General features: G+C 68.7%; 9 protein-coding genes. 2 read left to right on the top strand and 7 right to left on the bottom strand.

The features are described from left to right. Nucleotides 1-17: 17 nt before the first annotated feature. The 4 genes from QZ613_RS04860 to QZ613_RS04875 all read right to left on the bottom strand — a co-directional run bounded on the left by QZ613_RS04860 (nt 18) and on the right by QZ613_RS04875 (nt 7,614). Nucleotides 18-4,187 (bottom strand): hypothetical protein, encoded by a 4,170-nt coding sequence (locus QZ613_RS04860; RefSeq protein WP_291981669.1) that lies wholly within the window; start codon nt 4,185-4,187, stop codon nt 18-20. A 23-nt stretch (nt 4,188-4,210) separates the two neighbouring features. After that, nucleotides 4,211-5,170 carry a MoxR family ATPase gene (locus QZ613_RS04865; RefSeq protein WP_291981671.1) on the bottom strand — a complete coding sequence of 320 codons (960 nt, stop codon included), beginning with the start codon at nt 5,168-5,170 and terminating at the stop codon, nt 4,211-4,213. Nucleotides 5,171-5,198: 28 nt separating this feature from the next. Next, on the bottom strand, nt 5,199-6,461 hold the full coding sequence (locus QZ613_RS04870; protein ID WP_043564678.1) for a toll/interleukin-1 receptor domain-containing protein: 1,263 nt from the start codon (nt 6,459-6,461) through the stop codon (nt 5,199-5,201). Between the two features lie 400 nt (nt 6,462-6,861). After that, nucleotides 6,862-7,614, bottom strand: a complete 753-nt coding sequence (locus QZ613_RS04875; protein ID WP_291981674.1) for a sulfite exporter TauE/SafE family protein — start codon at nt 7,612-7,614, stop codon at nt 6,862-6,864. 262 nt (nt 7,615-7,876) lie between these two features. Here QZ613_RS04875 and QZ613_RS04880 point away from each other — a divergent pair, with 262 nt between their 5' ends. Continuing rightward, nucleotides 7,877-9,592 (top strand): TIGR00341 family protein, encoded by a 1,716-nt coding sequence (locus tag QZ613_RS04880; RefSeq protein WP_291981676.1) that lies wholly within the window; start codon nt 7,877-7,879, stop codon nt 9,590-9,592. Between the two features lie 2 nt (nt 9,593-9,594). Then, nucleotides 9,595-10,530 carry a mechanosensitive ion channel domain-containing protein gene (locus QZ613_RS04885; protein ID WP_043564674.1) on the top strand — a complete coding sequence of 312 codons (936 nt, stop codon included), beginning with the start codon at nt 9,595-9,597 and terminating at the stop codon, nt 10,528-10,530. 91 nt (nt 10,531-10,621) lie between these two features. Here QZ613_RS04885 and QZ613_RS04890 read toward each other — a convergent pair whose 3' ends face one another. The 3 genes from QZ613_RS04890 to QZ613_RS04900 all read right to left on the bottom strand — a co-directional run bounded on the left by QZ613_RS04890 (nt 10,622) and on the right by QZ613_RS04900 (nt 15,234). Further along, nucleotides 10,622-12,643: an ATP-dependent helicase gene (locus QZ613_RS04890; protein WP_291864511.1), complete on the bottom strand. Its 2,022-nt coding sequence runs from the start codon at nt 12,641-12,643 to the stop codon at nt 10,622-10,624. Between the two features lie 201 nt (nt 12,644-12,844). Continuing rightward, nucleotides 12,845-14,005, bottom strand: coding sequence for a HupE/UreJ family protein (locus QZ613_RS04895; RefSeq protein WP_291864402.1), 1,161 nt, complete (start codon nt 14,003-14,005; stop codon nt 12,845-12,847). Further along, nucleotides 14,002-15,234: a hypothetical protein gene (locus QZ613_RS04900; protein WP_291981678.1), complete on the bottom strand. Its 1,233-nt coding sequence runs from the start codon at nt 15,232-15,234 to the stop codon at nt 14,002-14,004. The genes QZ613_RS04895 and QZ613_RS04900 overlap by 4 nt, the downstream gene beginning before the upstream one ends. Nucleotides 15,235-15,281: the final 47 nt, after the last annotated feature.

Genomic DNA, 15,281 nt, shown 5'->3' on the forward strand with positions numbered 1-15,281 from the left:
CGGCGGCCGCCATTCGTTCAGCGCGAGAACGCCGTCTGCGAGGTGGACTCACGGCTCGAAAACCCCGCTGGCAGCGGCTCTGCCGAGAGCAGCGCGGCGACGATTGCCTGGCGACTGCGCGCGTTCTGGAAGTACGAAAAATGGTCAACTTCCTGGCCACGGTCGACAAACTCCGCGCCGCTCGCCGCGCGCCGCACGCCGCCGCGCGCCGACTCGAGGCTGACGATGCGGTCGTTGTCGGCATGGCCGAAAGCCACCGCCGTCGTCGCCGCGCCGACCAGGCGAGAGAGCAGTCCGCCGGCCTCGGTGACGCCGCCGATGACCGTCAGCGGCGCCGCGCTGACCACGTCCGGGCGGTTGAGCATCTGGACCAGTGGAGAACCCGGGTCCTGGACCGCGAAACCGGGGGTCACTTCCGGATCCTGCAGGGCCTGGAACACCGACGACAGGGCGCTGCCGGCCAGGCCGGCCAGCGGACTGAGCAGGCTCATCGCCCCGCGCATGGCCGCCAAGGCCTGCGCCGGCGTTTCGCTGAAAATGCGCGTGCCGCGAGCCGGACAGGCGACGCGCACGAAACGCTCGACGCGGAAGCGTTTGTCGGCGAATACGCTCGACAACTGCTCGAGCATGGCGCGCTCGGCGGCGCCGACGGTCCCTCCCTGGAACAGCGCGAGGTCGCGCTCGTCGAACGCCGGCTGGCCGTCGACGCGCAGCCCGCGCGCAAACAACTCGCCAATCAGGCCGCCGGCGCTGTGGGTCAGGAAATGCAGGGTGGCGCCTGCAGGGAGCGCCAGCGCGAGTTGCAGCGCGTTGTGGATCGGGCTGTGGCTGACGGCGTGGTGCTCGAAGGCATACACGCGTTCGCCGTAGGACCGCAACAGCGCCCGGCGTTGCACGTCCGCGGGCGGTTGCCACAAGGCGCCAAAGGTCGCCTCGCTATTCGTCGCCAGGCTGTGCACCAGGATCAGCAAGGGTGCCGACCCGCGTGGCGTGAGGAAAGCTCGCAGCGCGAAATCGCCGTGCAGCGATACCTCGAACAGCCCGGGTCGGGGTACGTTCTTTTCCAGCTGCCGGCACAAGCGCGTACGGAAACCGGTGGCCAGCGAATCGAGCACCCCGGCGTCGCCGGCGCGCGCCGCCGCAGACCCTGGCGTTTCGCCGGCATCGACCGCTCCCGGCAGGCGAAAGGCGGCGATGTGCTCGACGATGCGGCGCAGGCTGTGGTCGTCGAGCGCCTCCGGGCCGGGCAGGGTGACCACCTCATCAGGCTGCATGCCCGCCACGTCATCCCGAACGCCTGTGTCGGCGGGCACGACGAGCAGCAGCGCCCTGCCGAGGCGGCGCGCGAGCGCGAGTTGGGCGTTCAGCGCTTCCAACTTGCTGCGGCGCCAGACTCCGACCACGATCAACAGTTCACAGCGGCCGATGGCCTCGCGCAGCCCATCCATTGCATCCACCGCATACTCCGCGAGCACGGCAGACGATGCCCGTGGCCGACCCTCGGTCGTGTCCTCGACCTGCGGCAGGACCCGCCACGGTCCGAGCTGCTTCACCAGATGCGCGTGGAGCTCTGCAGCGACCGCGGGCAGGCGCGCGTCGGCGACGATCACGCAGGCTCGCCAACGCCCGGCGGCGAGTGATGCGGCGGCGGCGAGCGCAGCAGCGACGGGTACCGCCAGAAGCTCGCCGTCCAGGCGCGGCAATGCTTTCTTGCTCATCGCAGGTGCGCGGCTCGCCGGGAAGAGCAGTGCCCAGTGGTCGACCGCGCCCGCCGGCATCACCAGTCCGCCCTGGATGCGCAAGCGCGATTCGACGGAATCCCGAGAACGCTGGTCGACCTCCTCCGAGTAAAATTTTCCGTGCACCGCGCGCAGCGCGCTGTACTCGAAGCGGCCCGGATGCGGCCAGCTGATGGCGGGCTGCAAGTCCGGGGCCTTGCCCGGCAGCGATGGATCGAGCAGGCGCGCGCTGGCGTCGAGGGCGACCCAGGGCAGCTTGTCGACGCCCAGGCTGTAGCGGTCCAGGCGCAAAACCGTAGCGCCGACACGCACGTCTTTCTCGCTGAAGTCGATGCGCCCGACGCGCAGCGCGCGAGTGCTGCGGCCTTGGCCATCAAGCAGGTCAAGCGCTTCGCCGTCAGGCCCGTCGTCGGGCCAGGCGATCGCCAGGTCGTGCGCGACGAGAGCCACGTTGGGCACCGGGCGCGCCTCGCCGCTGGACTTTTCTGCGCGCGCGGAGAGCGCCAGCACGCTGCGGGAAAGTGCCTGCTCGACGGAACCGGCGACGCGCAAGGCGTACTCGTCACCGGCCAGCGTGCGCAGCACAACGCCGTTGCTGCTCTGCAGCGCGGCGGCGTCGAGGGGTACGGACGGGGCACCAGCGGCGGCAGCGAAGGCCACAGCACGAACCGTGCCCGATGGGTCGACCAGCTGCAGCCATAGTGGCGTGGTGTCCGGCAGGCGCAGGCGATGGCGGGCGTTGCTGGCCACCGTCGCTTCATGAAAGGCGAGCTCGAAGCTGCCGTCGTCGCCGTGCTTCAGCTCGATGGCCAGTTCGCGTGCCGGGCGCTTGCGGGCGCGCAGCAACCAGCCGATATCGATCGGAAAGGCGGGCGCGCTGGTCTCGCCCGGCGGCAGCATCCAGCTCGCGCCTTGCAGACGCGCGGCGCTGGCGAAGGCCAGCTGCCGTGCAGCGTCGGTGCCACGCAGCGCCGACGAGAAACGTCCCCAGGCGTGTGCCGCCCAGATCGCGACATCGTCGGCTGCCGCGTCGCTGCCGGCGAGTGCCTTCAGCGCCGGGCGCAAGGCAAGCTCTACCGCGTGTTCAGCGAGCGGCTGCCCCGGCGCCTGTTCGAGCTCGATACGCAGCAGTTGCTCCTCGAGACGCAGGGTCGCCGGGTAGTGCGCGTGCGCAGCCTCGACCAGCGCGACTGCCGCGCCGAGCACGGCCGGCCCCTGCTCGCGCAGACCGGCGCGCAGCTCGGGCAGCAACGCGCTCTCGAGAACGATGCCGTCGGCGCCGCGTGACGCCACCAGCGGACCGAACCACAGCGCCGCCTCCAGCTCGGCGCCGTAGCGCGGCAGGAAGCGGCGCCGCGCGGCGCGCAACAACCACGGGTCAATGCGCACCGCCGGGCTGAGTACGCGGGCAAGGGCGAGCAGCGCCTGGTCGTCGAGCGGCAGCTCCGGCGAGCGGTCAGCCGGCGCGCCACTGCGCAGGCGGGCGGCGTCGCGCACGGTGGTCCGTTCGTTCCACGGCAGGGAGGCCAGTTCGCGAATGGCAGTGGCCACTCGCGCCGTCGGCGGCAGCGGCAGCAGGGCGACGGCGACGCGTTGCTGGCGTGCAAACTGGCGCGCCTGGCGCCGCCAGTCGGCCGCCGCCGGCGGCGGCACACCGAGCGGACGGTAGCCGGCGCCGAAATCGGTCAGCAGCAGCGCCGCTGCTCGCGAGTCTGGCCGCTCGCCGCCGGGTGCGCTGCTGCCGCGGCGGCGGGGGCGGATCTCCTGCGGCGAACCCTTGCAGCGGCGCAGCACGACGCGATCGGATGGAAACAGCGTGCGCAGATAGGTGACCAATGCCTGCTGGTCGGCGTGGAAAGGCTCGAGCCAGGGCGCCCGATCAAGCCAGACTTCCACGCCGTAGCGCAGCGTACGGCGCGGCCGGCGCGGGAGGCCGCGCAGCGGCAGGCCATGGCTCAAGGTGTGCACGACGCGATCGAGGTCGAGCCCGCCGTCGGCGACGTCCACGCCGAGCGCGGTGGCGAGGATGGCGCGACGCTGCAGCGTCGGCAGCAGTGGATCGGGCGCGCGTGGCGGCGGACTGGCTTCGCTGCGCAAGGCCTCGGTCGACCCGAGCCAGGCGGGACCCCCGGTGTCGCTCTCGGTTGTTTCCCGGGCGGCGTCGGCGATCGGCTCGAATTCGCTGAAGACGGGCCACAGCGTCGCTTTGTCCTCGGCCGCCGTCGGTGGCGCGGGTGGCGGCTGATCGGCGTCGGCTGGGGCAGCGTCGGCGCCAATGTCGATGTCCGCCACCGGTGTGGCCATCGAGCGGCGGCCGGCGAGCGCGGTCGGCAGGCGAGCGTCGACGTCGAGCTGGGCGCAGATCTCGCGCAGGGCCTCGTCGTCGGGGGCGAGATCCGCGCTCGCCCGCAGCAGGTCGGCCAGCCAGATGGCGCTTGAACGTGCCATGCGCGCGTCGTCGTTGCGCTGCGTCAGCGGCCGCCCGGCGCCGAGTCGAGGGCCATCGCCTTGTCGAAGACGCAGTGCTCGACCTCCCGCCACTCCGCGCTGTCGACGGTCAGGCCGAGGTCGGCGAAGGCGTGCAGCGCGTCGAGGTATTCGGCGGTGCCCGGCATTCGCTGTCCCGCCGCTCGCGCGCGATCGCGCGCCGCGATCAGGCGCTCGGCGACGTCGTGGTGGTGCTGCGGGTTGCCTTCCGGCAGCCAGCGCGTGGCCACCTCCTCGAACCAGGCGGCATCGGCCTCGGGGAAGCGGTAGGTGACGCAGCGGCGGAGAAACGCGCCGGGTAGTTCGCGCTCGCCGTTGGTGGTCAGGACGACGAGCGTCTTCTCGCGCGTCGCCCTGATCGGCACGTTCTTGACGCTGAAGCTGCGCGTGTCGAGTATCTCGAGCAAATCATTGGGAACGTCGGGTTCGGCCTTGTCGATTTCGTCGAGCAGGATCAGCGCATGATTGTGCTCGCCCGCTTCGCCGGGGTCGCCAAGCCGGTGCTTGAGCGGCATCCGCGCCCAGCCGCGCAGCGCCGCGGTGTCCGGCGCCAGCGCCCACCACAGCGGGCCGGGTTCCACGTAACAGTGATCAGGCAGTACATTGCGGTTGCGCACGTAGGCGTCGTTGAGTCGGCGCAGGGCGTCGTACTCCCAGAGCAGGTCGGAGGCCTGGGTGCGTGAACTGACCGTCTGCTGGTAGTACCACCAGCCGAGGACCTTGGCCACATTGCGCGCCAGCGAGGTCTTGCCGCAGCCCGGCTCGCCGGCAAGCAGCAGCGGTCGCTTTGCCGCCAGCGCCACGTTGATGGCCAGGGTCAGGCGCGGGTCGTAGACGTAGAGCGAGAGCCGACCGCGCGCATCGGCGAAGCGGCAGGAAACACGGTCGCCGGCGAGGGGTTCCCCCTTGCTGGCCGGATCGAAATGCTTGCGTGTGAATTGCATCGGGGTCTCCAGTGAGCCAGGGTCGGGGTCAGGCGATCAGCCTTGTCGCCCGGGTGAGTTCAGCGCTGCGCCGCAGTTCGTCGCTGTGCTCGAGGGCGGGCTCGACGCAGCGAGCGACGCTCCATTCGCTCGCCAGGACATTCGCGTCGGCGACGCTGACGACGAAGACCAGCATCGGGAAAGCCTTTGCCAGTTCCAGCGCCAGTGCGGGAACGACCAGGCCAGGCAGGAGCACGAAGATGCGTGGCGGCAGCGCTGCGTCGCTTGCTTGCGCGCTGCGTTCGGCCTCGTCCTCTTCGAGCAGCGCAAAGAGATCTTCGTCGCTCAGGTCTCCCTCATCGTAGCCGAGAACGTCCTTGAGCTTGCGTACCAGCTGCGCCTCGAGTTCGACCCGGTTTTCGTTGCCACCGCACAGTGGAACGATTTCGGGAACGATGGCGTAGGGACGGTAGACCCGTTCCAGGTGGCGCAGGGGCAGGAAGTCGGGCTTGCTCGCCCGCATGGCGATCAAGCGCGGTGGGGCGGCTGCGCAGGCGGTGGGAAAGAAGGCCGCGGCAGCGGGCACCACCCAATACGAGGACAACATCGTCAACAGGCGCTGCAGGAGGTCCTTGTCGCCGACTGACTGCAGCGCAGCGAGCAAATCGCGAAGTTCGCCATAACCGCCCAGGTCGCCCCGACAGAGTCGTCGCGCGATCAGGTCCACCAGCGTGTCGTTGCCGCCGACGATCGCCGTCCATTCGGCGTCGCGGATCGCCAGATGGTCGGAAACGTCGGCCAGCGTGTGGGGTTTGTCGACCAGGTCGCGCAGAATGTCACCGAGTACGCCGCTCAGCCGGTCGAACAGCGTCTGGCGACGGGCGTCGATCATCGCCTGCAGGGCCGGACGGATCTTTGCCGCGATCGTCGCCGCGTCGTCGGAGCGCACGCCCTGGATCTCGTCGAGCGCCAGCGGCTCGAATAGTTTCCAGCGCGCGGGGTAAGCCGCCTTGACCGCAGGTGGCACGACGACGAAGACGCGAAATCCGGGCTCGAGCGCCTGGCGTGCGCGCAGGACGGTCGCCTCCTGAAGCACCCAGTTGGACTGTACGGCTTCGTCGGTGAGCAGGATCAAGGCCGCGTGACAGCGCGCCATCCACTGGAAGAGCTGCGGTCGCCAGGCGTCGCCCTGTTCGAGATGGAGCAGGTCGAGTACCGACTTGAACTCGCCGCCGACGTCAACCAAATGCGCGACGTCCTCGGCGAGCTGGCTGTCTCGCGACGAGTGGCTGACGAAGAGGACCAGACTCACGTGCGCGCGCCGAGGTGGCTTGCGTGCGCTTCCTGGCGCGCGGGGATGTGGCGAGTGCCGCCGTGGCGAGGGCGCGGCCGGCGGCGTTCGCGGCCGGTCGCCGGAGGTCGGGGGAAGTGGTCGATCGCGTCGAACAAAGCGAACCAAGCGAACATAGGGGGCCGTCTTTCGCCCAAGCTGCGGCAGGTCGTGGGTATTCTGGACGCGTGTGGCGCTTTATTTCAAGCCTGCCGCCGACCTGACTTAAGCGGTCGGCAGGAATTTCAGCGCTGCCGTCGCGAGTATAGGAGTGCCCGGCAAATGCCGTCAATCGCCTGCCGGCGCCTGCCAGCCTTCTTGCCCTCTGCATGCGATGTGCGGTGATTGGCCCGCGCGTCCTGCTCCGCCCAGTGCTCGGTCTTCAGCTGCGCAGCAGCGCTCTGGCGAGCATGTAGACGCCGAGGGCGGACAGGCCGACAAAGAACCAGCGGCGAAACGCCTCGGGTTCGAGCCGATCCCTGACGCGTTGGCCGATGACCATGCCGAGCAGCGCCGGCCCAATGGCCAGCAGCGAGGTGCCGGCAGTGACCCACTGGTATTTGCCCGATAGCGCAAGCGCCGCAGCCAGCGCCAGGGTGGAGACGGAGAAGAATAGCCCGAGCGCCTGCACCAGCTCGTCCTTGGCGAGTCCCAGCGCACTGAGATACGGCACGGCAGGGATGGCGAACAGACCCGTGGCCCCGGCGATCAGACCGGTCATCAGGCCGACGAGTGGAGACAGCCAGCGTTCGGCATTCGCCGGCACGGAAAAGCGGCGCGCGGCGAGAGCAAAGACACCGTATAACGCGAGAAGCGCACCGAGCGCGCCACTGGCCAGTGAAGCCGAACTCCCGGTCAGCACGTCGATGCTCAGCAAGGTGCCGATGACGGCCGTGAGCAGCATGCTGGCCAGACGGCGGACGAGCGTCGTGAACTTGGCACCGGCAAAGCTCTGCCAGACGTTGGTGACCAGCGAGGGAGCGATCAACAGCGCGGCGGCGGAAGCTGGCGCCATGACCAGGCTGAGCAAGCCAATGGCGACCGTCGGCAGCCCCATGCCGACAACGCCCTTGACGAATCCGGCGGCGACGAAAGTGAGGGCGATGAGGGCGGTGATGGCAAGCGGGTCGCTCATGGTCTCCTGGCAGCGGCTTGTCGGGGCGCCACTGTACCCCAGCAAGCCCTCGCCAGATAGCCGCCGCTGCCGTCGCTGCACCATGCGCCGCGGCCCCGCCCGCCGCCATCCATTGGTAGAATTGCGGCCGGCAGCGCTGCGCGATGAAATCCGTGAACAGGCGCATCTGCACGGCCTGGGCCGCCGCGCCTCCGGCCGTGCTGCCGTCCCGCCGTCACCACGCCACTGCGCCAGACTTCCTGGTCGCCAACAAGGCCAGAATATGCCCACGCCAGCACCGCCACCCGCAGCCATTCCAGCAAGCACTCCCGCAGGCACCGCTAGCGAGACAACCGCCGTAGCTGCCGGGGCTGCCGAGGCTGCCAGCGTCGGCGAGGACCTGCTCAGCACGGGCAGCTTCTTCCGCGCCCTGTGGCTGGGTCCGCGCGCATGGGGGCGGTGGTGGCGGACGCTGGTGCGCGAGATCGACCACCGGGGGATTCTCGAGCAGGTCGAGCAGGACGCCAATTTCTCGTTCAATTTCTGCTTCATGATTGTCGTTGCCGGCGGCATTGCGACCATCGGCCTGCTGCTCAACTCGCCGGCGGTGATCATCGGCGCGATGCTCATCTCGCCGCTGATGGGCCCGATCGTCGGCAGCGGCATGGCCATCGCCACTCTCGACTTCGAACTGGCGCGAAAAAGCCTGCGTACCCTGGCCCTGGGTACTGCAGCAGCGGTCGCTTTCACTTCGCTGATCGTGCTGCTGTCGCCAGTCAAGGAACTGACGCCGGAGTTGCTGGCGCGTACCCGCCCGAATCTTTTCGACCTGGTGGTGGCCATCCTCTCGGGCGCCGCGGGCGGCTACGCCCTGATCCGCGGTCGCGGTGGCGCTATCGTCGGGGTGGCCATTGCCACCGCCTTGATGCCACCGCTGGCGACCATCGGCTACGGCCTGGTCACCGAACGCTGGCCGGTGGCGCGCGGCGCGCTGCTGCTCTTCTTCACCAACATGGCGGCGATCAGCCTTTCGGTGGCCGCGGTTGCGGAGTGGTATGGCTTCGGCCGCGGTGGCTTGCGCAAGCGCTTCGCCCGCCAGGCGGCAATTTCGCTGCTCGTGCTGGTTCCCCTTGGCGTGCCGCTGTTCATTTCCCTGAAAGCGATTGCTTTCGAGAGCTTTGCGCAGATTCGCATTCGCAACATTCTTGAGGCCGGCGCGGCGTCGCTGCGGGCCGGCCAGCTTGGCGCGGTGGAGGTGCTGTTCATGGACGGTAAGCCACCGCGGGTGCGGGCCATGGTCTTGAGCGCAGAACCGGACAGAGAGCTTTCGGCGCGGCTCGACGAGGAGATCGAACGGCAACTTCGCCAGCCCGTCGACCTGCAGCTGACGCAGCTGCGCACTTCTGAAAAGGTATCGCCGCAGGTGCTTGCCCTCGCTCTTCCCGAGCGCCCGCTCAGCGTCGGCAGCAGCGTCGCCGACAGCTTGCGCAGTGCCTTTCCCTTGCCGCTGGTCGCTTTCGAAGCTGATCCCGCGCTGCGCAGCGCGACACTCGTCCCGGAGGCGCAAGCGGGAATCGATCTCGCCGCCTGGCGGGCAATGGAAAGTGATCTTGGCAAGCGTCATCCGGAGTGGAGCATTCGCCTGCTGCCGCCGCCGCAGGCACTGCCGCCGATCTATTTCGAACCCGGCAGCAAGGACCTCGATGGCGCCGCTCGGGCGCGCGTCGAGACCATCGTCTGGGCGGCGCAACGCTGGAACATCGATCGCGTCGAAGTCGTCGGGCACGCCAGCAGCGATCGTGGCGGGCCGCCGCGCCTCGCCGGCGTGCGCGCCGAACGCGTTGCCGAGGCATTGCGCGCCGGCGGGCTCACGGTCGGGTCGGTGGCTCGTTTTCCGTTACCAAATCAGTTGGCCGCCGAACGAGAACTGGGTGAAGCCGCGTTTCGAGCGGTCTCGGTGCTGCTGCCGGTCTCCACCAACCAAGCACGCAAGGAGTAATCATGGACGCTAGTTTTCTTGGCCAGCTACTTGACTGGAGCACTCGCCCCTGGTTTCGCCTGGGCAATACCGACATCACTCTGCTACGCGTCGTCGGTCTGGTGGTCATCCTGTTTTTTTTCTGGTGGTTTGCCTCGCTGCTCGAACGTGCGCTGCGGCAGATGGCGCGTGTCGGCAAGCTGGTCAAGCTCTCCGAGTCGGCGGTTTACGCGCTGACGCGCATCGTTCGCTATCTGGTATGGATTCTGGGCAGTATCGTCGGTCTGGCCTACCTCGGCTTCGATATGGCCAGTCTGGCGATCGTTGGCGGCGCGATGGGCGTCGGTATCGGTTTCGGCTTGCAGAACATCTTCAGCAACCTGGTTTCGGGGATCCTGATCCTGGTCGAGAAGACGCTCAAGCTCGGCGACTTTGTCGACCTGCAGTCAGGCGTCGTCGGCAAGGTGACCGAGATCGGTCTGCGCTACACGCGCGTGACGACCAACGATAATGTCGACGTGATCGTCCCCAACTCGGAGTTCATCAACGGGCGGGTGACCAACTGGACGCTCGACGACCACCTGCGCCGCATCCATGTGCCTTTCGGCGTTGCTTACGGCTCGGACAAGGAGCAGGTGCGCGCGGCGGTGATCGCTGCCGCGCGCGAGGTGGTCGGGACCATCGATTTACCGGGGCGTGGGCCGGACGTGTGGCTGGTGAACTTCGGCGACAGCAGTCTGGACTTTGAACTGGTGGTCTGGGTCAGCCATGACCTGGCGATGTCACCGGGTCGCACGCATGCGCGCTACCTGTGGGAGATCGAAACCGCGCTTGGCAGGGCCGGCATCGAGATTCCTTTCCCGCAACGCGACCTGCATGTGCGCTCGGGGCGGTTGACGGTCGATCTGGCCGGCAGCACGCCGGCGGCGTCGCAGCTTGGCGCGGCCGACCGGGAATAGCGGGAACAGCGGGAACAGGCGCGACGGGACGCGCCCGGCGTCGCACTGCGTGCTCAAGCCTGGCGGACGAGCGCGCCGCTGTGCCGCCGGCTTACTTCCACATCGCCCGCATCCGCGCCGCCAGGTCCAGCGCCTGCTGCTTCGCCGCCGGGTTGGCGACTGGCGTTTCTGCCGGCGGCGGCCACGAGCGCTGCTCGAAGTAAGGCAGCAGGGCGTTGCTGATGAAGCGCGTGCGGCTGGCGTAGAGGTGGCGGTCACCGAAACCTGCTTGATGGGTGACGTAGAAGCGCTGCGGAACGATGATTTCCAGCTGCTCCCTGGCGCGGGTCATGGCCACGTAGAGCAGGCGTCGCTCCTCCTCGATTTCGGCCGCCGAGCCGGTGGCCATGTCCGACGGAATGCAGCCATCGACGGCGTTGAGAACACTGACCGCGGTCCATTCCTGCCCCTTCGCCGAGTGAATCGTCGACAGGATCAGGTAGTCCTCATCGAGCAGCGGCGGGCCGGCCTGGTCGCTGGTGGCGTCCGGCGGGTCGAGCGTCAGTTCGGTGAGAAAGCTTTCGGCGCTGGCGTAGGTGCTGGCGATGCGGCCGAGCTGGTCGACGTCGGCCTGGCGCATCTGCGCGTCGCCGTGCAGGCGGTCGATCTGCGTCTCGTACCAGCGGCAGATGCGGTCGAAGGCGGCTGGCCAGACCGCGCCCGCGGCTCCACAGTCTTCGATCAGCGCGGCAAATTCAAGCCACGTCGCGCGGGCGCCTTCGGGAACCGGCTGTTCGCCGAGCAGGGCGCGGGCCGGAGCGGCTGCAAAGATATTGCGCAGCACCCGGCTGGCGGTCTTCTGGCCGATACCGGAGACCAGTTGCAGGGCCCGGAAACCGGCGATCCGGTCGCGCGGGTTCTGCGCCCAGCGCAGCACCGCCAGGACGTCCTTGACGTGTGCCGCTTCAAGAAACTTGAGGCCGCCGAACTTGACGAAAGGGATGTTGCGCCGGGTCAGTTCGAGCTCCAGGCGAACGCTGTGCTGCGCGGTTCGGAAGAGGACCGCCTGGGCCTTCAGTTTGACGCCCGCCTCGCGCCGGGCGAGCACCTGTTCGACGACATAGTTGGCCTGATCGGCGTCGTCGCGCAGCGACACCAGCGTCGGCTTCTGCGCTGACGGGCGCTCGCTCCACAGGTCCTTGCTGAAGCGCTCGGCGGCGAGCGCGATGACCTGGTTGGCGGCGGCGAGGATCGGCTGCGTCGAGCGGTAGTTGCGCTCGAGCGTCACCCGCTGCGCCGGCGGGTCGAAGTGCGCCGGGAAATCGAGGATGTTGCGCACCGTCGCGCCGCGAAACGCGTAGATCGACTGCGCGTCGTCGCCGACGACGGTGAGGCCGCGGCCATCGGGTTTCATGGCCAGCAGAATCGCCGCCTGCAGGCGGTTGGTGTCCTGATACTCGTCGACCAGCACGTGCCCGAAGCGCTCGCCGAGCTCGCCGCCGAGGGCCGGGTCGCTGACCATCTGTGCCCAGTAGAGGAGCAGGTCGTCGTAGTCGAGCACCTGCTGCGCCTGCTTGGCTTCGACGTAGGCAAGAAAGAGTCGCTTCAGGTCGCTCTCCCATTCGGCACACCAGGGAAAGCTCGTCTGCAGCACCTCGCGCAGCGGCGACTGGGTATTGACCGTCGCCGAGTAGATGGCCAGGCAGGTTGCCTTGAGGGGAAAGCGCTTGCTCTTCACCGAGAAACCGAGCTCGTGGCGCACCAGGTTGATCAGGTCGCCCGAGTCCTGGCGGTCGTGGATGGTGAAGGTCGGGTCGAGGCCGATGCGTCCTGCATACTCGCGCAGCAGGCGTGCGCCGACGCCGTGAAAGGTGCCCGACCAGCTCAGTGACGGCGCTGCGTTGCGCGCGCCGGCCGCCGCGCGGCGCGTCAGAAGGCGCTCGACGCGGCGGCTCATTTCGCTCGCCGCTCGCCGCGAGAACGTCAGCAGCAGGATTCGCCCGGGGTCGGCGCCGTGTGCGACGAGCTGTGCGACGCGCTGCGCCAGCGTTGCCGTCTTGCCCGATCCCGCACCGGCGATGACCAGCAGCGGCCGATGCGCAGCAACGCCGGCGGCAGCGCGCAAGCCGCCGATGCCAAAGGTCGCTGCCTGGCGCTGCGCGTCGTTGAGCTGTGCCAGCGGGTCGGCAGCGCGCGCAGCTTCCGCCTTCGGTGCGGCTGCTCTATCGGGCTGAGCGGGTTCAACGGCTTGCGGCGCACGCACCGGCAGCTCCTTGCTTACTGTGATTATCGACAGTATATCCGAGTCGCCTGCTTCGCCACGTCACGGCAGCGATCAGCCGCCGAGCAGTTTCAGATCGAAAGCGCGCTCGATCAGCCAGATCAGGGCGATGGCCAGCGTCGCCAGCGAACCGCCAATGAACACGCCGCGGCGATAAAAGCGGGTGTCGCGCAGCGCGAAGGCCAGCGGCAGGAAGACGGCGACGATGGCCAGCTGGCCCACCTCGACGCCGAGGTTGAAGCCGAGCAGGGAGAGCACCAGCGCCTGTTGCGGCAGGCCCAGCTCGGCGAGCACGCTGGCGAAACCGAAGCCGTGGATCAGGCCGAAAGCGAAGGCGACCAGCCAGCGCCGGCCCTCGACCAGCGGTTTGAGATTGTTGGCCGCGGCGAGCACCACCGAGGCGGCGATTGCCGATTCGACCAGCCGCGACGGCAGCTCGATCAGGCCGAGCGCCGCCAGCGAGAGGGTGATCGAGTGGGCGGCGGTGAACGCCGTGACTACCCACAGGACCTCGTGCAGCGCGTCACGGAAACGCGCCACGCCGTGCCAGCCTCCCTTCTCGTGCACCAGCACGGCGGGGAGCAGGAGGGCGAGCAGGAAGAGGATGTGATCGAAGCCGATCCAGATGTGCCAGATGCCTTCGACCAGATACTGGCCGAACTGCGCCAGGCGCGAGCTCTGGCCGGCGACAAAGTGCTGTTCGGCGCGCTCCGGGGCGAGGACGGCGGAATGCGACGTGCCGTCGAGTGTCAAGTGCAGCAGGCCACGGTGCAGGGCGTCGAGCTCGAAGAGCAGGCGGTAGCTGACGCTCAGCTCCGCGTCGGCGCGCGGGCACGCGCCAGTCAGCTGCAGCACCGCGTAGGCGCCGTCGGTGTGCGTGTCGACGAGATGGTCGGCGACCCGTATCCGGCAGGCGCCACCGCGCTGCAGACCAAGGCGGCCGAGCGCCCAGGCGTCGATGTCGGCGTGGCGCGCGCGCAGCTCGCCCCAGGTGATCTCGCCGTTGCCGTCGACATCGAGTCCGAGTGCGAAGTCGATGTCGCGCAGGGCGATGTCCCATTGTCCGCTGACTTCGCTGCCGTTGACCTCGAGGATCAGGTAGCTGTCGCTGGCCTTGTGCGCGAGCGCCGGCGGCGCGAGGCAGAGCAGCGAGGAGAGCAGGCACAGCATGGCGAAAAGACCACGGCGGCAAGTGATCGAAGGCGGCAATCTCATCGCTGCGCCGACGCCGGTGGCTTGCCTTGTACGCTTGCCAGCGCGGACCTCTGGCCCAGATCGCGCAGCCGCCGATCCTCGAAGCCGCTGTTGTGCAACCAGTCGCGCGCCGGCTGTGCAGCGATCGGGTCGCCGGCAGCAATCGCCGCTTCGAGCAGGACGCGCGCGTCGCGCGGTTCGCGCTGGACGGCGTAGTTTTCTGCAGCCAGGCGCAGGGCGCGTGCGGGATCATGGCGCAGATGCAGGGCGAAGCGCGCCTCTTCGGCGCGGTGTGTCGTATCGCCGCGCTGCCGGGCAGCCGCGAAGCGATCGTCGAGCGTTTGCGCCAGCCTTGCGGCCTCGGGCGCGTTTGCCAGCGCTGCGGCTTCGGCGAGGCGCAACAGCAGGGTGTCCGACGATTCCCAAGCGGCCAGTTCGCGGAGTACGTCGGCCGGCCGGCCGCTGTCGAGCAGGAAATCGCTCCACGCGGCGAGCAGGTAGCCGTCGTCGCGGCCGATACGCAAGGCTTCGCGATAGTGCCGTTCGGCAACGTCCGGCTGGCCGCGCCAGGCGGCGACTTCGCCCATGCGCGTAAGCAGCCAGAGGCGATTGTCGGGGTCATGGCTGCTCGTCAGCGCCTGCTGCAAGGCGTGGTAGCCGGCTGCGAGCTGTCCGCCGTAGGCCTGGGCGAGGCCGCTACAACTTCCGTAGAGAACGCCTTTGCCCAGCGCCAGCAGGGCCCTGCATTCCTGTTGCGCGGCGGGGTAGTTCGCCTGGACGAGAAAGATCGCCGCCCGCCAGGCGTGCGCCTGCGCGAGTTGCGGATCGAGCGCCAGGGCCGCTGCGAAATCGTCCAGCGCGGCCTGGAAGTCGTGCCGATACTGGCGCAGCATCCCGCGTATGGAAAGCAGCTCTGCCGGCAGCGGTTCCGGGAAGCGGGCAAGCACGGCTTCGGCATAGCCGACGTAGCGCGGATCGCCGCGGGCCATGGCCAAGTCGAAATAGTGCTGGGCGAGCCGTCCGGCAGGCCGTGGGTCGTTCTCGGCGGCAGCCATGGCCGCGCGCAAGGCGAGCAGTTCGCGGGCACCGGCGTCGCCGGCACGCGTCGGCAGGCGTTCGAGCACTTCGGAATCGTCACTCGGCTTGCGCGGCGCGGCGTTCGCGGACAGCGTCAGACCGGTCGCCAGCGCCACCAGCAACAGGCTCAGGATTCGCAAGTGCGTGAAGCAGGTCAACTTGAACACAGCCATTCGCGTTAGTATTTCCGTGCGTGCCAGATCGGCCGTCACATTTTCCA

This window comes from Candidatus Accumulibacter sp. ACC005 (assembly GCF_907163215.1).
GTDB lineage: Bacteria > Pseudomonadota > Gammaproteobacteria > Burkholderiales > Rhodocyclaceae > Accumulibacter > Accumulibacter regalis.

Coding starts and splice junctions, on each gene's coding strand:
- QZ613_RS04860 (WP_291981669.1), bottom strand. CDS start 4,187: ATGGCACGTTCAAGCGCCATCTGGCTGGCCGACCTGCTGCGGGCGAGC.
- QZ613_RS04900 (WP_291981678.1), bottom strand. CDS start 15,234: ATGGCTGTGTTCAAGTTGACCTGCTTCACGCACTTGCGAATCCTGAGC.
- QZ613_RS04885 (WP_043564674.1), top strand. CDS start 9,595: ATGGACGCTAGTTTTCTTGGCCAGCTACTTGACTGGAGCACTCGCCCC.
- QZ613_RS04875 (WP_291981674.1), bottom strand. CDS start 7,614: ATGAGCGACCCGCTTGCCATCACCGCCCTCATCGCCCTCACTTTCGTC.
- QZ613_RS04880 (WP_291981676.1), top strand. CDS start 7,877: ATGCCCACGCCAGCACCGCCACCCGCAGCCATTCCAGCAAGCACTCCC.
- QZ613_RS04895 (WP_291864402.1), bottom strand. CDS start 14,005: ATGAGATTGCCGCCTTCGATCACTTGCCGCCGTGGTCTTTTCGCCATG.
- QZ613_RS04865 (WP_291981671.1), bottom strand. CDS start 5,170: ATGCAATTCACACGCAAGCATTTCGATCCGGCCAGCAAGGGGGAACCC.